Genomic DNA, 23432 nt, shown 5'->3' with positions numbered 1-23432 from the left:
CTTTGTCCCCGTCAAAATCCCACGTCATCTTGCTCCGCAGACTCAGCACCCTCTTCCTTCTTTGCTCCCTCATCCCCTTTCTCTGCACCTGCGACCGCGCCCCCGATGCCGAAAATGCAGCGCCGCTCTTCCTGGACCGGACGGATACCGGCATCACCAGCACCAACCAACTAACCGAAACCGAAGACTGGAACATCGTCGAATACCTCTACTACTACAACGGAGGTGGGGTAGCGGCCACGGACATCAACGGTGATGACCTGCCCGATCTCTATTTCACCAACAACCAGGGGCCGAACAAATACTACATCAACGAGGGTAATTTCAAGTTTCGTGATGCGACAAATGAGGGCGGGGTCGCAGGTGCAGGGGATTGGTCTACGGGAATCAGTGTGGTGGACGTGAACGCCGACGGACGGATGGACCTCTACGTCTGCAACGTCTCCGGCTACAAAGGACTCACCGGTCGCAACGAACTCTTCCTCCAAAACGAAGACGGCACCTTCACAGAAGCTGCCGCCGACTACGGTCTCGATTTCGCCGGCTTCAACACCCAGGCCTACTGGTTCGACTATGACCGCGACGGCGATCTGGATATGTACCTCCTCCGTCACTCGGTCCACAACGACGCCACCTACGGCACCGCTAAATCCCGCGACATCCCCGATAGCCTGGCCGGGGATCTCCTCCTCCGTAATGACCTGAACGAGCGTCCTGCACTTATGGGCGGCAGCCAAATCAAGAATCAAAAATCGAGAATCGAGACCGCCGGAGGCAGCAGCGCAGCTAATCGAGAATCTTTTCGTGATGTCACGAAAGAAGCCAATCTCTACTCCTCCAAAATCGCCTACGGCCTCTCCGCCGCCATTGCCGACTTCAACCAGGACAGCTTCCCGGACATCTACGTCTGCAACGATTTCAGCGAGAACGATTACTATTATTTGAATCAGGGCGACGGTACCTTCAAGGAATCCGTCCGGGAACTCGCCGGCCATACCTCCAACTTCAGCATGGGCTCCGATGTCGCCGATTTCAACAACGACCGCTGGCCGGATCTGCTTACCCTGGACATGCGACCCGGCAAAGAAGAAATCCTTAAGTCGACCATGAGTGCGGACCCCGTCAACGTGTACAACATCAAGCGAAAACTCGGCTACCACGATCAACTGCCCCGCAACAACCTGCAGTGGAACCGGGGCGATGGCAACTTCTCCGAGATTGCCGAAATGGCCGGCTTGGCCGCCACCGACTGGTCTTGGTCCTGCCTGATCGAAGACTTCGACCTCGATGGCCGCCTGGACGTATTCGTCGCCAACGGTATCGAACGCCGGCCCAATTCCCTGGATTACCTCAAGTTCATTTCTTCCGACCTCGCCCGCTCCGCCTCCAACCTGGAAGTGATCGCCAATATGCCCTCGGGTCAGGTGGCCAACCAGGCCTTCCGGATGACGGCGGACTGGGCCTTCGAGGAAGTAGGCGCAGCCTGGGGACTCGACTTCGTCGGAAGTTCCACCGGCGCCGCAGTCGCCGATTTTGACCGGGATGGAGACGCAGATCTTGTCCTCAATAACCTTAACGCGCCAGCCAAGATTTACGAGAACGTCTACTTGCCGAAACCCCGTTCTCCCGGTGCAGCCTTTAACCCAACCTCTCCTTCAAAACGACGTTACGACCCCGACACCCGTCTATGCCCCCAACGCGGTATGATGTCCCAGTCAGAAGGCCGCTACGGTCCTGACCGGGGAACAGCTGCCCGCTATACGCCGCTATATACGGTAACGCCAACTGGCTTCACCCGCTCCGCTGCGCTGGATGGCTTCTTCGATCAGGCACCTCTGGCCCCCTTTAAGCCCAAGCCAAGTAACAACCCTGCACTTCTGTTGAAAAACGGGGACCTGGCAATTTCTATCAACGAGTCGGGGCAGCAGTACGAGATCCTGCATTGGGAATACGGACAGCTGGTTTCGGTGGGGGTGGAGCCGTGGTTGACCGTAAAACAGCGGTTGGCACAGCATGAACCTACGAATACGCTGCGGCTTGCCGCTACCCGGGCCAGAGAAGAAATCTACGCCCAGCCTTTTGCCGGGATAAGAAGTAAGCAATCAGATGGCAAGGAAACAAGCATTGCGCCTGAGAAGTCCGGTATCTGGCAATCGCTCTCCGATGCATCCGAAACCGAAGAACCCGGCACCGTTTTACTGGCTGGTAACTGGGGGCTGAACTCCGGACTCGGGAATCCAACCTCCGGGTCGCCGCTGCGGCTTTACATTGAAGATGTAGACGGAAATGGGCAAACTGAGCCCCTGCTAACGTACGTGCGGCAGGGCAAGGAAATAACGGTAGCAGACAAGGATGAACTGGCCGCGCGGATCCCATCACTGAAACGGAACAACCTGAATTACGTCGATTACGCAAAACAGCGCTTTCAGGAATTATTCCCATCGATCCAAAAGGAACCGCAGGTGGTAAATACCTTAGCCCACCTGCAGTTGGTCCGTCAAAACGGCGGAAACTGGAACGTTGAAGCCCTGCCCCGGGCCGCACAAATCACTACCGTCAATTGCGCCCTGGAGGTGCCACAGGGGATATTGCTGGGCGGGAACAAACACCACGTTCAACCGCGGATCGGCCGGCAGGATGCAGCTGCGCTGCAGCTGCTCCGTGAAGATGGTAGCGTAACCTTCATCGATCTGGGCGGAGCACGTAACCATCAGGAGGTCCGGCAGTTGGTCCGGTTGGATGATCGCCATATCTTGGTGGTGGTAGGTGAGGGGGAGCACCTGATCCTGAAAACTAAAAACTGAATGCAAAAGCCGCCCCGTAAAGCTGCCGTAAATTTTATCCTGATTACTGTCCTCATGGACGTGCTTGGTTTCGGTATCATCATTCCTGTATTGCCAAAGCTGCTGGCGGAGATGCAGGGAGTTGCCACGAATGAAGCCGCCATTTACGGAGGCTATTTACTGGCTGCATTTGCCATCGCCCAGTTCATTTTCTCTCCGATTATGGGAAGCCTCAGTGATCAGTACGGCCGCAGGCCGGTACTGCTGATCTCCCTGTTCGGCTTCGCGATAGATTACCTGATCCTGGCGCTGGCACCTACTTACATCTGGTTGCTGGCTGGGCGTATTTTTGCGGGCATATGTGGGGCCAGCTTTACCACCGCATCGGCTTACATCGCTGATGTGAGTACCGAGGAGAACCGATCGAGAAATTTCGGGATGATCGGTGCTGCTTTCGGATTGGGCTTCATCATTGGTCCGCTTATGGGCGGTTTGTTGGGAGAACTGAGCACCCGCCTCCCATTTTATGCCGCCGCTGGTCTGTCTTTTATGAATTTTCTTTACGGCTATTTCATTTTGCCCGAGTCGCTGGCGCCGGAAAATCGTCGCGCCTTCAACTGGCGGAGGGCAAACCCCATTGGCGTATTTCGCCAGCTGTTCAGCTATAAATCCATTGGCTATTTATTGGTCGCCTTCTTTCTGCTTTACCTGGCTTCGCATGCGGTGAACAGCAATTGGGCTTACTTCACGATGTACCGCCTCGGGTGGTCTGAATTCATGGTAGGGCTCTCCCTTGCGTTCGCAGGAATATTGGTGGCCATCGTCCAGGGCGGGTTTGCGCAAAAGGCGTACAACTATTTTGGGCCTGGGAAGAGCATCTACTACGGCATGGCTATGTATTTCCTGGGGATGTTTCTGTTCGCTTTCGCGTCCTCTACCTGGATGATGTTCCTGTTTACGATCCCTTATTGCCTGGGAGGTATCTGTACACCCAACCTGCAATCCTATCTGGTCAGCCAGGTCGCTGCCAATGAGCAGGGAGAGCTACAGGGAGGATTAACGTCTTTACAGAGCCTTACGACCATTCTCGGCCCCCTGATAATGACCGGCATCTTCTTTTATACCACCCAAGAAGGAACCCCTTTCTATTTTCCCGGCTCCGCATTTATGCTGGCAGCGTTGTTGATTGCGGGGAGCTTCCTGATTGCTTACCGGTTGTTGAGGGACAAATAAATCCCGGTGGTGTAGCCGGGAGCGTCCCAGTGCCTTACCCCTGAATGCTGATTCCTGACCCCTAAATACTACCGAGCCAGCGCCCGAAGTCGTTGAACCCGCGTTTCTTCTCCCTTCAATCGCTGTCCACTTCCCAGCGGAACGGTTAATCCGGCAGCCATCATCCCGTCGGGTTGGGCGATTGGTCCGAGTTGAATACTCAGATCATCCGAAATATCGAATTCCTGCAGGTGAGCGTCGGTATAGGCTTCTACGGCCTGGAGTAAGTAGACCACAAAGATGCCGATGTAGGCCGTTTGTCGGGATTTGTCGGCGTTGGCCCGGGCTTGTAACAGGGCGTTATCGCTGATTTGGTTGGCGGGGAAAGCATCCTCGGTAGGTACGCATTCGGAGGCAGGAGGAATAATGATGTTACCGTCGCCTAGGCAGCGGTTCTCCAATGCGGTAGTGAAACGGGTGTAGCTGGTTTGATTGAAATCCGCATAGGCAACCATACCAAGCAGGCCACCATACACGAGCGGCACCTTCCACCAGCGCTTATTGTACACTTGGCCGCCCCCGGGAATGGCACTCCACAGGAGGGCATTACGGGGTTTACGCCTGATTTCTTTCAACGCTACTGCCGTATCGGCACGAATGGATTCCAGAGCAGGCGGTGGCAGGGTGTCGGTAATTTGAGCTGGCGCGGTCGCAGGTGCAAGGAACAGGATGAAGAGGGCAATGAACGTGACTACGCTGCCTGCGGCAGCGTGGCAAAACCCGGTATTTCTGTTTGTTATGTCCATGCTTTACTGACCTCTCTTCTCCGCGAAACGCTGGCCGCTGGCCATACCTTTAACCTTCCGCTAACGGTTTCACTCCGGGCAACCTGGTTGTCTAGAGTTCTACGGTCTTGTAAAAATGCTCCAGCTCATCCTTACTGGTAAACTGGATGGTGATGGTGCCGGATTCCTTTGCCTTACCGTCAAGCTTTACGGTTACCTTCTTAGTCTCGAAGAAGTCTTCAAAAGCTTTTTTGACGGTTTTAAGGTCGTCGCTAGTGCCTTTAGCAGCGCTACTTTTCTTAGCGGCTGTTCTTTTTGCCTTATAGTCGGCTGCTTTCCGCTCTATCGCCCGAACACTCCAATCTGGGTTCACCAAAATCTCGGCCAGAAACATCTCCTGCAGGGAGATGTCTTTGATGCCGGCAACGGCCTTGGCGGCACCAATGCTGATCTTCTTATCCCGTATGGCTTGCTGAACCTGGGGGGAGGTCCTCAGGATGCTGAGGTAATTTGTAACCGTAGTTCGCTGCTTACCGACACGGTCGGCCACCTCGTGTTGGGTGAGGGAGAAGTCTTGTGAGAGTCGGAAATAGCTGTAGGCCACTTCCATCGGATTGAGGTCTTGGCGCTGAATGTTTTCGATCAGGGCCATTTCCAGTAACGTCTGGTCATCCGCGGTACGGATGAAGGCTGGAACTTCTTTCAAACCCGCCAGCTGGCTGGCGCGGAAGCGCCGCTCTCCACTGATGATCTGGTAAGTTCCATCACCCATGTGTCGAACCGTCATCGGCTGGATGATGCCGTGAATCCGAATGGATTCGGCCAGTTCCTGTAATGGGGCTTCTTCAAACTCCTTACGCGGCTGGTCCGGGTTCGCATGGATTTTACTGATCGATAAACGGAGAAAATCTTTGCTCAGTGCAGCTATTGTCTCTGCCGGAGATTCTTCTATCGCCTTATCCAGACGCTTTCCCTGGAAGAGAGCGTCGAGGCCGGACTTTACCGCTCCCTTGGGAGCTTTACGGGGTACAGGTCTTGGTTTAGCCATATTAGTCTTACAAAATTTTGTCTCGGTCGGCAAAGATAACCAACCCGACGGAAGGAAAAACCCGGACGACCGTAACGTTTTGATAACAAGCGGTATTAACACCCGAGAGCAATACCTTAGGGGTATTCGTAGGGCCGCTTCTGGAATGAATAATTTTCCGGAGGCGGTCTTTAGTTATACGAAAACGAGCGGAGCGAGTTTTCTTGTAGACGGCCGCTTCGCGACCTCGTAGACAGCACTTCGTTCTTTGTAGACGCTTCGCTTGTAGGCTGCCGCACAGAACTGCTCGCTCCTCTCGTCTGTTGACAACAGTCTATTCTTAATGTAGCTCCTTAATGCCTTAGTGGCCTTAATGGTTCTTCCTCAACTTAGTGTAGAACTTAATGCCCTGAGTGCCTTAGTGGTGAAAAAAACTGAGCCCTTAAACCTCCCATTGTACCTGCGCCCGCGCCCTACTTCCCAAACTTAAGCAACAAAGTACTCAACGGAGGCAGGGACAACTCGATGTGGTACGGACGTCCGTTCCACTCCGACTCAATAGCTTTTAGCGGCTTCATGTTAAAGTTGCCGGTACCGCCGTACTTGTCGTCATCACTGTTGAGCAATACGGAGTATTTCCCTTTGAAGGGAACCCCCACCCGGTAATGGTGCTGCACGGTTGGTGTGAAGTTGTTAAGTACCACTACAACATCTTTCTCCTTCTTGCCACGCCGCAGGTAGGTCAGGACGCTATTCAGGTGGTCTCCAAGGTCGATCCATTCGAACCCTTTGGGGTCGTAGGCCCGTTCGTAGAGCGCAGTGGTGGTTTTGTAGACCTTATTGAGGTCGGCAAAGAAGGTTTGTAATGTTTTGTGCGGCGCATATTCGGTCAGGGCCCATTCCAAGCCACGTTCGATGGACCATTCGCTGGTCTGGCCAAACTCCCCACCCATAAACATGAGTTTACTGCCCGGGTGGGTGTACATGTAGCCGTACATCGCCCGTAGGTTTGCGAAACGCTGCCATTCATCTCCCGGCATCCGGTCAATCAGGGGACCTTTGCCGTGTACTACTTCATCGTGGCTCAGCGGGAGCATGAAATTCTCGCTGAAAGCATACACTAAGCTAAAGGTAATTTCCCCGTGGTGATAGCTTCGGTGTATCGGATCTTGCTTGAAATAGTCAAGGGTATCGTGCATCCAGCCCATCATCCACTTCTGGCCGAAGCCAAGACCACCAACGTAAGTTGGCCGGGAAACACCGCTGAAAGAAGTGGACTCCTCCGCAATGGTCATGGTATCCGGGTATTCCCGATATACTGCTTCGTTGAATTCCCGGAGGAAGGAAATCGCTTCCAGGTTTTCGTTGCCACCATATTTATTGGGGATCCATTCGCCTTCGTTGCGACTGTAATCCAGGTACAACATGGAGGCTACTGCATCCACGCGCAGGCCGTCAGCATGGTAGCGATCAAGCCAGAACAGGGCGTTACTGATCAGGAAGGAACGTACCTCGTTCCGGCCGTAGTTGAAGATGGCACTCTTCCAGTCGGGATGGAAGCCAAGGCGGGGATCTTCGTGGTCGAACAGGTGGGTACCGTCGAAGTTGGCCAGGCCATGTGCATCAGTAGGGAAGTGGCTGGGAACCCAGTCAAGAATGACACCGATACCGGCCTTGTGTAACTCCTGGACGAGGTACATGAAGTCCTGTGGTCCACCGAAACGGCTGGAGGGCGCAAAGTATCCGGTACACTGGTACCCCCAGCTTGGGAAGTAGGGGTGTTCCATCACGGGCATGAGCTCTACGTGAGTGAAATTCATCTTTTTCACGTAAGCAACCAGGTCCACGGCAAGTTCCCGGTAGCTGAGGCTCTCGTTGCCCGTAGGCTTTTTCCAGGAGCCGAGGTGGACTTCGTAGACCGAATACGGACGGTCGATACCATTGTGCTCGGCACGCTTGGCCATCCAGTCCTGATCTTCCCATTCAAAGTAAGTATCCCAAACAACGCTGGCCGTCTTGGGAGGCATTTCCCATAACCGGGCAAAGGGATCACCTTTCTCTAACCAGCGACCGTCCGGGCCGTCAATGGCATATTTATATACAGTGCCATTTCCGACGTCGGGTATGAAGCCTTCCCAGATACCGCTACTGTCCCAGCGCGGACTAAGTTGGTGGGCACCCCGGTCCCAACTGTTGAAATCGCCGACTACGGCAACATATTTGGCGCTCGGCGCCCAAACAGCGAAATAGGTTCCGGACTTACCATCTACCTCAATGACGTGGCTGCCGAGCTTATCGTAAGCGCGGAAATTCTTGCCAGCTTTCCAGAGGCTGATGTCAAAATCGGTAAACAGGCTGTGTGCAATTACTTTAGGGGTGGTCATACTACTGGTTGGTTATACTTATCGAAAACTCCGACGAAGGTACGTGACGCTAACATAGTGGTAACGGATTAAATAGTCGGATGTTAATTTGATCTTACAATTTTCCCAATTCGGGGTTTTCTGACCCTACTTGTTGGATATTCAAGCCCTAATTACCGCAAAAACCTAATAACTCAATCCTTGAACCATGAAAACACTCTTATTCCTTGGCCTGGCGGTCCTGCTTTTTACCTCAAGTTGTGCCACCATCCTTAGTGGTACCCGGGAGGAAATCCTGTTTACTTCTGAGCCAAGCGGCGTTAAAGTAATTATGGACGGCTACACTATTGGTAAAACACCGATAATGCTCGATGTTCGGCGTAACCTCGGTGGCAGGTGGGTAGCCTTCGAGCTGGACGGCTATGAGAGCCAGTACGTTAAGTTGGAGGCTGATTTCAATGCGGTATCCATTCTGAACCTGACTTGTCTTATTTGTTGGGGGGTAGACCTGGCCACTGGCGCAGCCACCAGGTACTCACTTCCAAGTCTGTACATTGAGTTGGAACCGGAACTTCCTGAAACAATCAGAAATCCTAAGTAGGCGCGCTACGCGCTGGTTTCAGAGTCGCTTCGCTCCTGTTGCAGGGGTTGCAGGTTGCAACAATGCGACGTCTGCAACAACTGCAACCCCTGCAACTTGCAACCCTTGCAACGTGAGCGCAGCGAACTCTGCAACGTGAGCGCATGCGAACCTTCGCAAAAAGAAAGTGACCAACGGAAAACTCCGCTGGTCACTTTCAGTTGGGGTCGTAAAGAAGATGTTATTTCTTTACACCACCCTTCAGCTCGTCCTGGAGCTTCTTGAGTGCGTCAGTTTTACCTGCAGCGGCCAGTGTAGCCTGCTGCTGCCAGGTATCGGGCTTAGCCAGGCGGAAGCGTGCACCAGCTGCGGTGAGTACGTCGCCAAGTTTCTTGGGGCTTGCTTTGCTCAGTTCCGCGAAGGTGAATATACCTGCATCATTAAGCAAACCTGCAATCTTCGGGCCGATGCCTTCGATGCGCTTCAGGTCGTCTGCTTTAGCAGCAACGGCCTTCTTTGCGGGAGCAGCTTTTTTAGCAGCTGGCTTAGCAGCGGCTTTCTTTACGGCTGGTTTAGCGGCAGCTTTTTTAGCAACTGGCTTAGCAGCGGCTTTCTTTGCGGCTGGCTTAGCGGCAGCTTTTTTAGCAACTGGCTCAGCAGTGGCTTTCTTTGCAGCAGGCTTTTTTGCGGCAGCTTTCTTAGCTACGGCAACCTTTTCGAGGGAAAGCAGGCAGTTGTCGGAGTTGTATCCGCTTGAGGTGTACCCCTGCGCTTCCCAGTCGTTTTTCCATTCCTGGTTGTCGACGAGGTAGCGGAACTGGTACTCACCGGGGGCGAGGTTGATCTCAGCTTTGTAAGTGCCTTTTCCGTTGCTCATTGCCAGGCCTTTGTCCCAGCTCCAGCCGTTGAAGTTACCAAGGACACGAACGTCGCGGCCTTTGCCTAAATGTTCTACAGGTACTTCGAAAGTTACCTTGTACTGCTTCTTAGCTTTTACGAATGATTTCTTAATCATAATTCTAGTAGATTGGTGTGGTTTTCTTTGGGTTGTGGAGACACATTCTTAGTGTCTCAGTTACACTAACACGAATTATAAACGCAAAGTTAGGCCGAAGTCACTGAAAGTCAAATGTTTGGGCGGGGTCGCAGGTGCAGGGAAAGTAGAGGCAAAAGCAGTGATCAGGCTCAGTTTCCCTTAAATATTTTGTTTTTTAGCCTTTAAGCAAAGAAGTCGCATTGTTGACAAATGCCGACCAAATTTTTGTTTGGCTTGAAAAATTTGTGTTTATCTCAAAAAAAGTTCAAAAATTTCTTCACTTTTTTTAAATGATCGCTGAATTTGCTGAAAATAGCTTCCGAGATCACTTCCATCGACTACTGCGTGGTGGGCCTGTACGGCTAACGGCATCAGTACCTTTCCTTCCCGTTTGAAGTATTTTCCCCAGGCTATTCTCGGTACACTGTCTTTGCGGCTGTGATTCATCGCATGGGTTACGCTGGTAAAACTTACCCACGGGAAGGAACTGAGGAAGAGATAGTCGTCGGCGCCCGGCTCGTCTTCAAAACTGGGGTCCGATTTCATGCGCTCAATCATTGCCTCCGCTGCAGCATGAAACGCTATTGGGTCTTCTGTATACGGCACGGTACAAAAGCTAAAGGCAGAAGACGCAGCCGTTGGAACCGCGAAACTCGGTCTGAGCCCATCGTGCTCTACTACCTCGTCTCCCCGAATCCGCCAGCGGAACGGCTGCACCTTCATGGCGGTATCGGCAATCATATAAACCACTGCAGGGGTGAAACGCAGAGTGGGAGAGCGGCGGACGCAGCTCAGAAATTCGGTAATGTCCACTTCTGCGGTAATCCCGAAATGTGGCTGGTCCATAGACCGGAAGAAATCAAAATGCTTTTTTCGGTGAGGATCGGTGAAGGTTACCTTGCGCATGGGAGGAGATGAATTTGTCCCACATTACTCATTAATTCAGAGCTGACAAAACAAAATAGCTTATTAGGACGTAGATTGCAGTAGCAACCTATTATATGGTACTTCGCATTTCTACTTTCCTACTGACCATCCTGGTCTTGATCGGTTCGGTTGGCCTCTCGGTCAACCGGCATTTCTGTATGGAAGAGTTGAAGTCTGTCGCCTTTTTTGGCGAGGCGGAGAAATGCCACAAGGACCAGACCAAAAAGCAGTGCCCTTTCCATTCAGCTGCCGGGGAGAAAGTGGAAGGGAAGAAAAAGGGCTGTTGTGACGACGAGCATGAGTTGGTCAGGATCGACGATCAGGAACAAACCGTAGTCGAAGCGCTGCCTGCCATTGTAGCGGTACTACCGGATTTTCCACCACTGCTCATTAACTACCTGCCTCCGCACCCGCGGCCCCGCAAAAACACAAACTTCCAGAACTACCGCCCGCCTCCCTTGATACCGGATGCCATTCGCGAGTTCCAGGTATTCCGCATTTAACGACTTGATGATCTTCTGTTTCCCCGCCAGTTTTGGTGGTCTGTCAGATCGATTCTCATCACAATATCCACGATGTCTTTTAACGCCTGGCGGCGTTACTCAAATCCTCACTTAGCTATGGCTAAGTTCCGGTTTGAGTGCTTTGCCAGTCAACAAAATCCACCTGCGCATAATGTGACAGCATCAATCTGACAGACCACAATCTGACCGGGGCTTTCGTGATTTTCGTCAAGTGTCGTTTTATGATTAATGCTTTCGTGCGCTTTTTTCTCGAGAATAAGCTCGTAGTCTGGCTACTGCTCCTACTTTTTGTGGGCTGGGGCCTGGCTACCGCACCCTTTGAATTCAACATTCCGGGCCTGCCCCGTGACCCGGTTGCCGTAGATGCTATCCCCGACATCGGGGAGAACCAGCAGATCGTTTTTACCCAATGGCCGGGGCAGTCGCCACAGGACGTAGAAGACCAGATCACTTACCCATTGACGTCGGCCTTGCTCGGCATTCCCGGCGTAAAATCTGTCCGCTCCAACTCAATGTTCGGCTTTTCAAGTATCTACCTGATCTTCGAGGAGGACGTGGAGTTCTACTGGTCGCGCAGCCGAATACTGGAAAAATTGAACTCCTTACCGGCGGGCCTGCTCCCGGAAAACACTACGCCTACCCTTGGTCCGGACGCTACGGCGCTGGGCCAGGTTTTCTGGTATACACTGGAGGGCCACTCGGCTGACGGTACCCCTGCAGGAGGCTGGGGCCTGGACGAACTGCGTAGTATTCAGGACTTTTATGTCCGCTACGGACTGAGCGCGGCAGGAGGGGTGAGTGAGGTCGCCAGTATCGGTGGTTTCGTGAAGGAATATCAGGTGGACGTTGACCCGGAAAAAATGCGGGTGTACGGTATTTCACTTGGGCAGGTAATGCAGGCCGTCAGGGGCTCTAATCTCGATGTTGGTGCAGCGACCTTGGAAATCAATCTGGCCGAATACTTCGTTCGTGGACTGGGCTATCTGCAGAACCTCGATGACCTTGAAATGGCCGTCGTTAGCGAGCAAAATAACGTACCGGTTTACCTGCGGGATGTGGCAAGGGTGACGATCGGCCCGGCGGCCCGCCGGGGCATTCTGGATAAGTCAGGAGCCGAAGCGGTGGGTGGGGTGGTGGTGGCGCGCTACGGCGCCAACCCGCTGGAGGTGATCAATAACGTTAAGGCTAAAATTGGAGAGTTGGCGCCGGGGTTGCCGAAGCGGGAGCTCGAAGATGGGACGATCAGCCAGGTTACGGTTGTTCCGTTTTACGATCGTTCGGTGCTGATCAAAGAGACCATCGGTACATTGGAGGAGGCCCTGACGTTGGAAATTCTGATCACGGCCATCGTCGTCATTCTGCTGCTGTTTAATCTGAAGTCGTCGTTACTGGTGGCGGGCACCTTACCAGTCGCGGTGCTGATGTGCTTCATCGCGATGCGCTACTTTGGGGTGGACGCCAACATCGTCGCCCTCTCAGGTATCGCCATTGCCATTGGTACAATGGTGGATATGGGAATCGTACTGACCGAAAGTATGATCTATCGCCTGAATGATCCGCCGGACGGGGAAAGCAGATTGGAGAGTATTTACGAGGCAACCGTTGAAGTGGGCTCTGCGGTGCTGACGGCCGTGGCCACCACCATCATCAGCTTCCTGCCGGTCTTCACCATGGAGGCTGCAGAGGGGAAATTATTCCGGCCACTTGCCTTTACGAAGACTTTTGCACTGATTTCGGCGATCATCGTTGCACTGGCCATAATTCCTGCATTGGCACACACGGTGCTGGGGTGGGACCAGGATAGTAAACGGGTGAAGATAATTGGTAATGGAACCCTGGTGGTGATGGGAATTGTTGCCTGGGTTTTCGTTGCGTGGTGGCTGGGGATAGTTACGATTCTGGCTGGTATACTGGGTGTAGTGACGGGGGCTTTGGGCGCGGACGCGGGTGCAGAGGAAGTTGAAGGAGCAGTGGCCCCCCCCTCCCCAACCCCTCCCCACGGGGGAGGGGCTTTTTGGGGAAGCGCTCAGCGCTTAGTAGGGTACTTCACGCCGATGGTCAACGTCGCCATCGCTCTCGTACTCGCCTGGCTACTGGCTGGCTACTGGCTCCCACTCGGGGTAAATCAAAGCCAGGCAACGAACTTTCTTTTCGTGGTCGTGGTCGCCGGTAGTTTGCTGAGCTTCTTCTGGCTGGTGATCCATTTTTATACGACAATTCTCGGCTTTTTACTAAAAGTGAAGCTCCTCTTCCTGGCGTTAATCGCACTGCTGATTTTTGCCGGGTTCCAGTCTTATCGGAGCATTGGCGAGGAATTTATGCCCGCCCTCGGCGAGGGCGCTTTCCTGTTGATGCCCACCAGTATGCCCCACGCCGGCATCGAAGAGAACCTGCGTAACCTCCGGACGCTGGATATGGCGGTGACGACGATTCCAGAAGTAGAGATGGTCGTCGGCAAAGCAGGCCGCGTAAACAGCCCATTGGATCCCGCACCACTATCCATGTACGAGAACATGATCCTCTACAAGACGGAGTACATCACCGACCAAGATGGTCACCGACTTCGGTTCAAGGTAGACGACAACGGAAATTTCCTAAAGACTCCGAAGGAGTCGAATCGCTTTAACCCCGGATGGAGCACTGGAGCGCAGCTCCGTGCGGAATCCGGGGACCTACCCGGCCGCAGCGACGATCGACAGCCCGGTGCGTACTCTGGGGCCCTACCCGGTCGCAGAGACGATCGACAGCCCGGTGCGTACTCCGGGGCCCTACCCGGTCGCAGCGACGATCGACAGCCCGGTGCGTACTCCGGGGCCCTACCCGGCCGCAGCGACGATCGACAGCCCGGTGCGTACTCCGGGGCCCTACCCGGCCGCAGCGACGATCGACAGCCCGGTGCGAACTCCGGGGATCCACCCCCGCGCACCGACGGCCTAATCCCCGACCCCAACGGCCAATACTTCCGCCAGTGGCGTGACCACATCAAATCCCCCGACGACATCTGGGACGAGATCATCGCCGCCGCCCAACTCCCCGGCGTGACCTCCGCCCCTAAGCTCCAGCCCATCGAAACCAGGCTGGTGATGTTACAAACTGGGATGCGCGCGCCAATGGGCATCAAAGTCCGTGGACCGGATCTGGCCGCCATCGAAGCCTTCGGCCTCGAACTGGAGCGGGAACTGAAGAACGTCGATGGCGTGAAAGACGCGGCGGTCTTCGCCGACCGCATAGTCGGCAAGCCCTACTTACTACTTGACTTGAAGCGGGAAATGATCGCCCGCTACGGCCTCAACGTAACCGACGTCCAGCAACAGATTATGGCCACAGTTGGCGGGATGAAGATGACCACTACGGTAGAAGGCCGGGAACGCTATGCCGTTCGCCTCCGCTACCCGCGAGAATTGCGGGATGATCCGGAGGCCATTAGGAATATCCTGGTCCCCACGCGCAGCGGTCAGATCAAATTGGGCGAGCTGATCGACATCCGTTACGAGCAGGGGCCACAGTCGATCAAATCGGAAGACGGCTTTCTGGTCGGTTACGTCCTCTTTGACCGCCTGGACGGATTCTCCGAAGTAGAAGTAGTTGAAAATTCAAAGGCCTACCTCGATGGACTGTCAGATTCGGGCGAACTGGACATCCCCGCCGGCATCAGCTACCGGTTTGCGGGCAACTACGAGCAGCAAGTGAGGGCCAACGAACGGCTCAGCCTGGTGGTGCCAATCGCCCTGGGGCTGATCTTTCTGATCCTGTACTTTCAATTCAAATCGGTAACAACGGCGCTGATGGTTTTCAGTGGCGTCTTCGTCGCCTTCTCCGGTGGCTTCCTCCTGCTGGGCGGGTATGCGGATCCGGACTTCATGAACTTCAATTTCTTCGGGACGAACCTGAGGGACCTGTTCCAAATGCGGACGATTAACCTGAGTGTAGCGGTCTGGGTCGGCTTCCTGGCCCTGTTCGGCATCGCAACCGATGATGGGGTGCTGGTAGCGACCTTCCTACGGGACAGCTTCGAGCGTAATACCCCGGATACCGTAAAGGAAATACGGGAAGCCGTGATCGAAGGCGGACTACGCCGGGTTCGTCCGGCCATGATGACCACCGCGACTACGCTATTGGCATTGCTGCCCGTACTAACGGCCACTGGCCGCGGCGCAGACATCATGCTGCCGATGGCCATTCCCAGTTTTGGCGGCATGGCGCTGCAGGTAGTGACGATGTTTACGGTGCCGGTGCTTTGGTGTATGCGGGAGGAGATTAAACTTAAAATTGGGAAAAGATGAGGAATGTAAAAGCAACAAACGCGATCCTGGGTCTCCAATTTCTCATCGGATGCATATTTGGCCCTGACGCAGTCGGGCCAAAGTTCATCCGATGTGTAAATTGGTCAACGAGATTACGCGTTACACATCGGATGAACATTTTTGCGACTGTGTCAGCAAAAAGGATGCATCCGATGAGAACGCTCAACGCGAAAATGCCCCTAACCCTGCTCCTCCTAACCTTCCTCTGCACCAGCGTCCGCGCCCAAAGCCTCGACAGCCTCAAAGCAGAACTTCGCCGGGAAAACCCCGAACTCCGTGCCCTGCAACTCGATTATAACGCAGCCATGAAAATCGGTGCTCAGCAGAACCAATTACCCGACCTGGAGGTCGGTGCCGGCGTCTTTGTACTTCCGGTGGAAACAAGAACTGGCCCACAACAATTCCGGGTCGGTGCCACGCAGATGTTGCCCTGGCCAGGTAAGCTTGCCGCGATGGCTGCTGCGGCGGATGCCCGCGCCCGACCTCTATTAGAAAAAGCGGCTACCCGTCAGTTATTACTGATTTTTCAACTGGAAAAAGCCTACTTCAGTCTGGCTGGCCTGGAGGCCCGACGGGGAGTAGTGGAGGAAAGTCTCGACCTCTATGCCAGCCTTAACCGACTGGCATTAAGCCGCGTCGAAAGCGGCAAGGGAAGCTCGGTGGACGTGTACCGGATTCAACTGCAGCGGCAACAGGTGGACCGCCAATTGGCGGAACTCCGCTACCTCGCACAGCAGGAAATGGTGACCATTAATGAGCTACTCAACCGCCCGGCGGATACCCAGGTGGAGGCCCGTCTTAATATTGCCGGACGGGTGGCGGAGACCCTGGATTTTGCCCCCGATCTGGCCAACGACGATCCCGAATTGGGCAATCACCCGGGGCTCCGGATTTTCGGGTTACAACAAGAAGCCAACCGTGCAGCCATTCAATTAACGAACCTGGATCAGCGCCCGGATTTTGGCATTGGTATTGATTACATCGCTACGGGCCTCCGGGACGACATGGACCCTCCACGCAACGGCCGTGACGTGATTCTTTCGCGCGCGATGGTGACTATCCCCCTGAGCAAAGGCAAATTTTCCGCCAGGCGGCAGGAAGAAGAAGTCCGGATTCTTGCGCTGGAGGCACGGCGGGAGGCCACCGAAAATGAGTTCCGCGCGGAGATCAGGCGCGCGCTGAACATCATTGATAACGCCGCCAATGAGCTGTACTTCCTGCGGGAACAATCGCGGGTGATGGATGCTACGATATCGATTGCGAGGAGTGAATTTGCCAACGGTCAACGCGCCTTTGACGAACTGCTGCGGCTAGAAAACGAACTGATCGGATTCCGCACTAAAGCGGTGCTCGCACAAACCAACATCCTTGTCCAAAGAGCGGTGATTGATCGCTACCTCATAAATAATTGAAGATGAATACTCGAACGATAATTTACCTTTTTGGGGCGGTAGCCCTGGGCCTTATGGGCGGCTATTTTCTCTTCGGTGGTTCAGCCGAGGAAATGGATGACCACAGTGGACATGATCACGAAATGGTGGACGCAGGCGGCGGTGAAGCGCAGGTCTGGACGTGCTCGATGCACCCGCAGATCCAACGTGATGAGCCGGGGGACTGTCCGATTTGCGGAATGGATCTCATTCCGTTGTCTACCGGGAATTCTACCGATCCGGCAGTACTGACTATGACGGAAGCGGCGGTGGCCATGGCGCGGGTGAGAACTATGATTGTGGGAGATACTCCGACGTCACCCCTCTCCGGGGGAGAGGGGCCGGGGGAGAGGCGAATGGATATGGGCGCGGCCGCAGGTGCAATGAAGGACTCAAAAGCAGGGTTGAAGCTAACCGGTCGCCTCGCCCCCGACGCAAGGACTGCCGCCGTCGAAGTTTCCGAATTCGGTGGGCGGGTCGAGCGCTTGTTTGTCTCCTTCGCGGGAGAGCAGGTTCGCGCCGGCCAGCGGATCGCAACGGTGTATTCTCCAGACCTGGTCGTTGCGCAGGAAGAGTTATTACAGGCCAAAAAGTTTGCCGATGTCAACCCGGAGCTGGTTGCTGCTGCTCGTACAAAGCTGAGTAATCTGGAGGTGACCGAAGAGCAAATTTCCGCACTTGAATCCACCGACGAAGTGATTAGCAATTTCCCGATATACGCAGACCGTAGCGGGACCATCCTAGAGACCAAGGCCGAAGTAGGGGAGTACGTTAAGGCTGGCGGGGCCTTATATACCTATACCAATCTGAGTAATCTTTGGGCCCTGTTTGATGCTTACGAAACTGACTTGGCACTGATCAGGGTGGGGGACAAGGTCACTTTTTCTGTCGCTTCCCGGCCGGGAGAAACCTACAACGCCCGGGTAACTTTCATCGACCCGGTCATTGACCCCAAGACGCGGACGGCGGCGGTGCGCGCCGAGGTCAGCAACCGTGGGGGACGGCTGAAGCCGGAGATGTTTATTGAGGGGACGATTCAGGTGCGGAATCGCTCGGCGGACAAGTCAGGCGTAAGTGCCGCCTCGGCCGACGAGCTGGTGGTTCCCCGCAGTGCGGTGCTTTGGACGGGCGAGCGCTCCGTTGCCTACGTAGAGTTGCCGGGTGTGGAAGTACCAACCTATGAATTTCGGGAGATCACCGTTGGTGAGCGGGTAGGGGAAGGATACCGAATTACCTCGGGCCTGGCTGCTGGCGACCGGGTGGTCGTCAACGGCGCCTTCCAGATCGACGCCTCGGCTCAGCTCAACAATAAAGCTTCGATGATGAACCGGGATGTGCTGGTGCAGGGGAATAATTCTGCGGCGAACCAGTCAGGGCTAACGCCCGCCGAGCAACCCATCCCTGATTACCGGGCGGATACACCGGAAGCCTTTCGGATACAGCTGGGTAAAATCGTTGAGACTTACTTGCCCCTGAAAGATAGAATGGTCGCTACTGAGCTGGCGGATAAAGCCTTACTGGTGCCGCTGCAGGAAGCCTTGACAAAGGTTAATATGAGCCTGGTCAGGGGCGACGCGCACGTCTACTGGATGCAGCAACTGGAAGCAGTGCAAGCCCACGCGAACACCCTGCTGAAAAAGGACGACGTAGAAGCCCAGCGGAAACAGTTTGGCTTTCTTTCCCAGGCCCTGATCAATGCCCTGACGGCCTTTGGGGTAGAAGGCACTTACTACGTACAACATTGTCCGATGGCGTTTGACAATGCCGGTGCCAACTGGCTCAGTAACGAAGAACAAATTCGTAACCCCTACTTCGGTGAATTGATGCTGAAGTGCGGGAGCGTAACTGATGAATTGTAACCAATAATTAACCTGGAGTACTGCTCCAAATTCTACTCAATATGCGTTTTTTCAAATCATTGACCGCCCTGATGCTGGTCCTTTCTTTCACCTTCGCCTTCACCGCTTGTGGTGATGCTGCGTCGGCTAGTGAAACTACAACGGAGGCCGCTACCACAACGGAAGCCGTTACTGAAACCCCACACGGAGAGGGCAAGGAATTTACCTCCGCCTACGTCTGCCCGATGCACTGCGCCGATAGCGGCAGCGACCAGGAAGGCGAATGCCCGACTTGCGGCATGGCCTACATCGCCCAGGCAGACCATACGGAGAACGGACATAAGCACTAAACGGCAGTCCTGGTTATCCTCCTTCTACTTCCGCTAACTGGTCGCTACCAGCGACTGGTTAGCGGGCAGGGGTTGATTCTTTTAATAAATATCTGGTGGTTAGCCATAAGGGGGCATCGCTACGCCAAACCAATTTTTACCCTTCATGGAACCCAAAACCATTTACATCAACGGCATGGTCTGCCAGCGCTGCATCCTGGCGGTGGAGCGCATCCTGATGGAAGCGGGCTGGACGATCCATGACATAACGCTGGGGGAAGTCCGGGCAACTCCACCGCCAGGAGGAGATGGGGTAATGGAGCGGGTAGCGCGGAAACTGGAAGCGATAGGCTTTCGGTTAGGGGAGGATCAACACGGTTTCATAGTGCGGGTAAAAGGTGTTGTAATCGACCATGTGTACAATGATGCGGCATCCGCCACTGTAAACCTCTCGGAACTGATCGTGAATGCGGTATTTAAAGAGTACAGCTACGTGAGCCGCACCTTCTCAGCGGTCACCGGCCGGACCATAGAGACCTTCTACACCGACCATCGGATGGAACGTAGTCGCAAATTGTTGGCGACGACGGATACGCCCATTTCGGACATCAGCCGCCGGTTAAAGTACGCGGCACCATCTCATTTCTCTGCCGCCTTCCGGCGGGAGGAGGGGGTGACGCCGTCAGCGTATCGTAAAAACAATGATTTTGTTCCCAGGGCATTGGACGAGATTTAAGACGCACTATCAGTGATTTCGAAGCGCTTCGATCAGTTCGGATTTGTTCATCTTGCTGCGCCCCTCAATCCCTATTTTTTTGGCCTGTTCGTACAAATCTTTTTTGGTCCTTTCTTCGTAGGGCCTGGCCTTTCCACCTTTTTTACCGGCGTTTGGGGTATTGGCGATACGGGCGGCCTTTTCTTTACTCATCCCTTCGTCGCGCAAGGCTTCGTATTGCTCGTCATTTTTGATGCTTGGTCCGTGATTTTTTGCCATGGTCGTTTTGGTTTAAATTTTGTTCGCTACAAGGTATCCGGAAGTCCCGTTTAGGCCCGGCCCGGGGTGAGTGCTTGCACCGATGTGGTATAGATCTTTGATCGGAGTGGCGTGCCCGCGCAGGACGGGCAGGGGGCGCCAGAACAAGAATTGGTCCAGGCTGGCCGCACCGCTGTAGGGATCACCATTAACCAGGTTGACGTTGCGTTTGGCCAGTTCTGCGGGGCTGATGATGTTTCGTTCCAGGATGCTTTCCTTGAAGCCCGGCAGCTGTTTGTCCAACCGGTCGATGATCCGGTCCGCGTAGGCATTTGCGATGGCCGGGGTCCATTCACCATGACAATTGATCGTGCCTCCTTCGTCGCCAGTGGGAAAGCCCGGTAGCTCCTGGAGTTGTAACCAAACGGTCCATTTGCCGTCCGGCGCGCGGCTGGGGTCGAGGGCGGTGTGCTGGCCGACTACGATGGTGCCGGTGGTGGGAAGTAGTCCGTTAAGGGCGGCATTGACGGCACGGCTTACGCCGTTGAGACCGGGGGTGACGTGGACGATGGCAGTTTCGAGCAGGCGTTCGTCGGGCCAGGCCGGGGGATGGTCCAGGGAGAGGTGGATTTGCATGTTGCCACGGCCGTAGCGGTAATTCGCGGTGTCACTCTTCACTTCCTCCGGAACTTCACTTTGTGGTAACAACCGTTGATATAGTGCGGTTGGGGTAACGTTGGCCAGCACCACGTCGGCATCGTGATGGGCTCGGTTAACGGTCAGTCCTCGCAGGTTACCATCGGTGACGGTGATGGCCTCTACGTTAGCATTCAGGTGGACCTTGCCACCGTTTTTTTCGATAACGCGGACCAGGACCTTGACGAGTTCGGAGCCACCGCCCCGGGGGACGGGCATCCCGGTTTGCTCAAAACTGGCGAAAATGACACGCAGCATCAGGCTACTGGCCTGGTTATCGGGGCCAAGGCCCGTATGCAGAACCCAGGGGGCCATGAGGGCTTTGTTCAGGTCACTGCCGAAGGTATTGTCGAGCCATTTGCGGGCGTCGGGAAGCGTCTCGCCAAAAAACTCCAGCAGTCCGGTGGGGCCGAGATTCCAAACACTCTTCGCGGCCAGGCCTGCCCCTCCCGTAGACCAAAGCTCGGTGTTCAGTAAGCCGAAGACCAGGTCTGCGTTCTTTTCGAACTTGGCCATCGCTTCGTCGTAGGCATCTCCATCTCCGGCGTTTACTTGGTTCATCTCCCTGATGGTTTCCTTGCGATCACGATAAAAAACGGTGCTTTTACCATTGGGCAACAGGACGCCGGTAGGTATATCGGTATTAAGGTAGGTCAGTCCGTTTTCCTCCAGCAGCTCCCGGTATTCCTGGTAAAACGGACCGGTGGTAAACAAGGGGTGAAAGCCCGAGTAAATTTCGTGCCTGAAGCCCGGTACCGTAAGCTCTTTGGTCAGGATGTTTCCGCCAGCGTGCGCATTACGCTCGTGAACGTGGACGGTATGTCCCTTTTGGGTGAGGACGACGGCGGCGCAAAGACTGTTAATGCCGGAGCCGATGATGTGGATGGTTTTGGACATGAAGGTTGGATTTTGGGGGGGGCGGCGGTTGGAAATTTCCGAAAAAGCTTCTAAATAGATAAAGTAGAACCCGGTCCACGGGTTCGCACCGGAATAAAATTCGGAGGGGGCAGGTTGTTGTTCACCATCAATAAGTCGCTGTCCTTCAACAAAGTGCAGAAAGTCAATATTTCGATAGTTTAGGCCTAAATCATGTCGCACTTGAGCGCTGAGTAGCTTGTTTTTAAGGGTATGGAAACAGTCACAATGACCAAACAGACCTTTGGGCTGGCAGGCCTGACTTGCGGGAGATGCGTCGACCAGGTAACGAAAAACAATGTGTGCCTGCGTTGGCGACGTATATAATCTGCCCATGTGTACCGTCACCATCGTCGAAGAGGTGGAGATGGCTGTGGCCATGCTTACCATTAAATAATTTTAATACAACCAGTAACCATGAAATATTTACTCTATTCCATTATTCTATTCGCCGCAACCGTTTTCACGGCTTGTGGCGGCGGAGATAACCACACCGACGTTTCGCTCAACACCCCGGAAGAAGTGAAGGCGGAAAAGGCCGCTACGCCGGATGCCTTCGATGCCTCTTTTGCTGACGGTATGACTGAAACAGTTTATCAGTACTACCTGAAGCTCCGCACGGCACTGGTGAACAGCAATGCCGGTGACGCAACCTCCGCAGCCGCCAACATGGCCGAGGCGCTGGGCGATGACCGTCCTGATGTCCGGATGAAGGCGCAGGCCGTAGCTGATGCCGGTGACCTGGAGGCCATACGCACCGCTTTCGCTGATCTGACCACAGCCCTGGAACCACTCTTTACCGAAGGCATCACCGATGGGGTCATGTACAAACAGTATTGTCCGATGGCATTTGATGGTGCGGGAGGGAACTGGTTCTCTGACGTATCCGATATCCGAAATCCCTACTACGGCGACAAGATGCTGAAGTGCGGCAAAGTCGTTGCTGAAATCAAATAGACCCCGGCAAACATCCATTGCCTTTTAACCACTTTTTATTGCACCCGCGGCCGCGCCCACACCTGCGGCCGATAACAACAATTACCAATGAACGACCACAAAGAAGGGATGAACCCTTACCTCAAATTTGCGATCATGATGGCGACCTCCTTCGTCATTATGTACGCCGTAATGTACCTCAATGTCGACGTTTTCGACCACATTTACCTCGCCCCGACCCGCACTTACATGACCTTTTTGATGATTGCCCCGATGGCTTTCACCATGCTGCTGTTTATGTGGGGGATGTATAAAAAGAAGGCCTGGAATTACGCCATTCTGGGCGTGGCGGTGCTGACGTTTGTACTGTGCTACACCGGGATGCGCCAGCAAACTTTTGTTAGTGACGTGCAATGGATGAAAGCCATGATACCGCACCACAGTTCCGCTATTATGGTGAGTCAGAAGGCGCACCTGAAGGACCCCGAAGCGATTGAACTGGCCAAGGAGATCATTGAAGCGCAGGAACGGGAGATCGCGCAAATGAAGAAGATAATTTATCGGTTGGAGCGGGCGGAATGATATGGTTTTTGAATAGAGAACGCAGTGTTTTCTTACTTTTAACCAATAAAGAGAGAAGTTGGCCTGCTCCGCTTTATAAACCATTCTCTTGCACCTGCGTTTGCGCCCAAAGAAGATTCAGGACCCATAAAGCAGGAGTCTACTTAATGCCTTATTTTACCTGCCTTTAATCTGCTCCATCTGCAGACCTAA

At 54.2% G+C, this 23432-nt stretch carries 18 protein-coding genes; 11 read left to right on the top strand and 7 right to left on the bottom strand.

The annotated features are described in order from the left end of the window. Positions 1-29 precede the first annotated feature (29 nt). Positions 30-2804 (top strand): FG-GAP repeat domain-containing protein, encoded by a 2775-nt coding sequence (locus tag B036_RS32055; RefSeq protein ID WP_020569050.1) that lies wholly within the window; start codon positions 30-32, stop codon positions 2802-2804. Further along, complete coding sequence (locus B036_RS0112450) at positions 2805-4016, top strand: TCR/Tet family MFS transporter (protein ID WP_020569049.1); 1212 nt, start codon at positions 2805-2807, stop codon at positions 4014-4016. A 68-nt stretch (positions 4017-4084) separates the two neighbouring features. Here B036_RS0112450 and B036_RS0112445 read toward each other — a convergent pair whose 3' ends face one another. The 3 genes from B036_RS0112445 to glgB all read right to left on the bottom strand — a co-directional run bounded on the left by B036_RS0112445 (position 4085) and on the right by glgB (position 8191). Beyond that, complete coding sequence (locus tag B036_RS0112445) at positions 4085-4801, bottom strand: DUF5683 domain-containing protein (protein WP_020569048.1); 717 nt, start codon at positions 4799-4801, stop codon at positions 4085-4087. Between the two features lie 91 nt (positions 4802-4892). Further along, entirely contained in the window at positions 4893-5828 is a 936-nt protein-coding gene (locus B036_RS0112440) for a ParB/RepB/Spo0J family partition protein (RefSeq protein ID WP_020569047.1), read from the bottom strand. Positions 5829-6280: 452 nt separating this feature from the next. Continuing rightward, a complete protein-coding gene (gene glgB / locus B036_RS0112435; protein ID WP_020569046.1) occupies positions 6281-8191 on the bottom strand; it encodes a 1,4-alpha-glucan branching protein GlgB in 1911 nt (636 codons plus the stop codon). A 187-nt stretch (positions 8192-8378) separates the two neighbouring features. Between glgB and B036_RS29155 the strand changes: the two genes are divergently transcribed. After that, positions 8379-8771, top strand: a complete 393-nt coding sequence (locus B036_RS29155) for a PEGA domain-containing protein (protein WP_020569045.1) — start codon at positions 8379-8381, stop codon at positions 8769-8771. Positions 8772-8991: 220 nt separating this feature from the next. Here the strand turns inward: B036_RS29155 and B036_RS32050 are convergent, their stop codons facing one another. Further along, positions 8992-9765 carry a DUF4332 domain-containing protein gene (locus tag B036_RS32050; protein ID WP_020569044.1) on the bottom strand — a complete coding sequence of 258 codons (774 nt, stop codon included), beginning with the start codon at positions 9763-9765 and terminating at the stop codon, positions 8992-8994. A gap of 270 nt (positions 9766-10035) precedes the next feature. Continuing rightward, positions 10036-10692, bottom strand: coding sequence for a chloramphenicol acetyltransferase (locus B036_RS0112420; RefSeq protein ID WP_020569043.1), 657 nt, complete (start codon positions 10690-10692; stop codon positions 10036-10038). Positions 10693-10787: 95 nt separating this feature from the next. Here B036_RS0112420 and B036_RS0112415 point away from each other — a divergent pair, with 95 nt between their 5' ends. From B036_RS0112415 to B036_RS0112390, 6 genes are all read left to right on the top strand, one after another. Then, entirely contained in the window at positions 10788-11216 is a 429-nt protein-coding gene (locus B036_RS0112415) for an HYC_CC_PP family protein (RefSeq protein ID WP_020569042.1), read from the top strand. A 242-nt stretch (positions 11217-11458) separates the two neighbouring features. Continuing rightward, positions 11459-15520 (top strand): efflux RND transporter permease subunit, encoded by a 4062-nt coding sequence (locus B036_RS34270; protein ID WP_020569041.1) that lies wholly within the window; start codon positions 11459-11461, stop codon positions 15518-15520. 173 nt (positions 15521-15693) lie between these two features. Further along, the gene (locus B036_RS0112405) at positions 15694-16953 is read left to right on the top strand and encodes a TolC family protein (protein ID WP_020569040.1); all 1260 of its coding nucleotides are present in this window, start codon (positions 15694-15696) and stop codon (positions 16951-16953) included. Positions 16954-16955: 2 nt separating this feature from the next. Continuing rightward, the gene (locus B036_RS0112400; protein ID WP_044102573.1) at positions 16956-18830 is read left to right on the top strand and encodes an efflux RND transporter periplasmic adaptor subunit; all 1875 of its coding nucleotides are present in this window, start codon (positions 16956-16958) and stop codon (positions 18828-18830) included. 41 nt (positions 18831-18871) lie between these two features. Then, the gene (locus B036_RS0112395; protein WP_020569038.1) at positions 18872-19159 is read left to right on the top strand and encodes a heavy metal-binding domain-containing protein; all 288 of its coding nucleotides are present in this window, start codon (positions 18872-18874) and stop codon (positions 19157-19159) included. 145 nt (positions 19160-19304) lie between these two features. Continuing rightward, complete coding sequence (locus B036_RS0112390; RefSeq protein WP_020569037.1) at positions 19305-19874, top strand: helix-turn-helix transcriptional regulator; 570 nt, start codon at positions 19305-19307, stop codon at positions 19872-19874. Positions 19875-19883: 9 nt separating this feature from the next. Here the strand turns inward: B036_RS0112390 and B036_RS0112385 are convergent, their stop codons facing one another. Continuing rightward, the gene (locus tag B036_RS0112385; protein ID WP_020569036.1) at positions 19884-20132 is read right to left on the bottom strand and encodes a DUF7218 family protein; all 249 of its coding nucleotides are present in this window, start codon (positions 20130-20132) and stop codon (positions 19884-19886) included. Between the two features lie 12 nt (positions 20133-20144). Beyond that, entirely contained in the window at positions 20145-22103 is a 1959-nt protein-coding gene (locus tag B036_RS0112380; protein ID WP_211217394.1) for a phytoene desaturase family protein, read from the bottom strand. Between the two features lie 36 nt (positions 22104-22139). Here B036_RS0112380 and B036_RS29140 point away from each other — a divergent pair, with 36 nt between their 5' ends. After that, the gene (locus B036_RS29140) at positions 22140-22679 is read left to right on the top strand and encodes a DUF3347 domain-containing protein (RefSeq protein ID WP_020569034.1); all 540 of its coding nucleotides are present in this window, start codon (positions 22140-22142) and stop codon (positions 22677-22679) included. Between the two features lie 87 nt (positions 22680-22766). Then, a complete protein-coding gene (locus B036_RS0112365) occupies positions 22767-23240 on the top strand; it encodes a DUF305 domain-containing protein (RefSeq protein WP_020569033.1) in 474 nt (157 codons plus the stop codon). Positions 23241-23432 lie beyond the last annotated feature (192 nt).

The organism is Neolewinella persica DSM 23188 (assembly GCF_000373105.1).
GTDB lineage: Bacteria > Bacteroidota > Bacteroidia > Chitinophagales > Saprospiraceae > Neolewinella > Neolewinella persica.
This window is presented reverse-complemented; position numbering and strand designations above follow the sequence as displayed.

Coding starts and splice junctions, on each gene's coding strand:
- B036_RS29140 (WP_020569034.1), top strand. CDS start 22,140: ATGAAATATTTACTCTATTCCATTATTCTATTCGCCGCAACCGTTTTC.
- B036_RS0112365 (WP_020569033.1), top strand. CDS start 22,767: ATGAACGACCACAAAGAAGGGATGAACCCTTACCTCAAATTTGCGATC.
- B036_RS29155 (WP_020569045.1), top strand. CDS start 8,379: ATGAAAACACTCTTATTCCTTGGCCTGGCGGTCCTGCTTTTTACCTCA.
- B036_RS34270 (WP_020569041.1), top strand. CDS start 11,459: ATGATTAATGCTTTCGTGCGCTTTTTTCTCGAGAATAAGCTCGTAGTC.
- B036_RS0112390 (WP_020569037.1), top strand. CDS start 19,305: ATGGAACCCAAAACCATTTACATCAACGGCATGGTCTGCCAGCGCTGC.
- B036_RS0112380 (WP_211217394.1), bottom strand. CDS start 22,103: ATGGCCACAGCCATCTCCACCTCTTCGACGATGGTGACGGTACACATG.
- B036_RS0112450 (WP_020569049.1), top strand. CDS start 2,805: ATGCAAAAGCCGCCCCGTAAAGCTGCCGTAAATTTTATCCTGATTACT.
- B036_RS0112395 (WP_020569038.1), top strand. CDS start 18,872: ATGCGTTTTTTCAAATCATTGACCGCCCTGATGCTGGTCCTTTCTTTC.
- B036_RS0112420 (WP_020569043.1), bottom strand. CDS start 10,692: ATGCGCAAGGTAACCTTCACCGATCCTCACCGAAAAAAGCATTTTGAT.
- B036_RS0112415 (WP_020569042.1), top strand. CDS start 10,788: ATGGTACTTCGCATTTCTACTTTCCTACTGACCATCCTGGTCTTGATC.
- B036_RS32050 (WP_020569044.1), bottom strand. CDS start 9,765: ATGATTAAGAAATCATTCGTAAAAGCTAAGAAGCAGTACAAGGTAACT.
- B036_RS0112400 (WP_044102573.1), top strand. CDS start 16,956: ATGAATACTCGAACGATAATTTACCTTTTTGGGGCGGTAGCCCTGGGC.
- B036_RS0112440 (WP_020569047.1), bottom strand. CDS start 5,828: ATGGCTAAACCAAGACCTGTACCCCGTAAAGCTCCCAAGGGAGCGGTA.
- B036_RS0112445 (WP_020569048.1), bottom strand. CDS start 4,801: ATGGACATAACAAACAGAAATACCGGGTTTTGCCACGCTGCCGCAGGC.
- B036_RS0112405 (WP_020569040.1), top strand. CDS start 15,694: ATGAGAACGCTCAACGCGAAAATGCCCCTAACCCTGCTCCTCCTAACC.
- glgB (WP_020569046.1), bottom strand. CDS start 8,191: ATGACCACCCCTAAAGTAATTGCACACAGCCTGTTTACCGATTTTGAC.
- B036_RS0112385 (WP_020569036.1), bottom strand. CDS start 20,132: ATGGCAAAAAATCACGGACCAAGCATCAAAAATGACGAGCAATACGAA.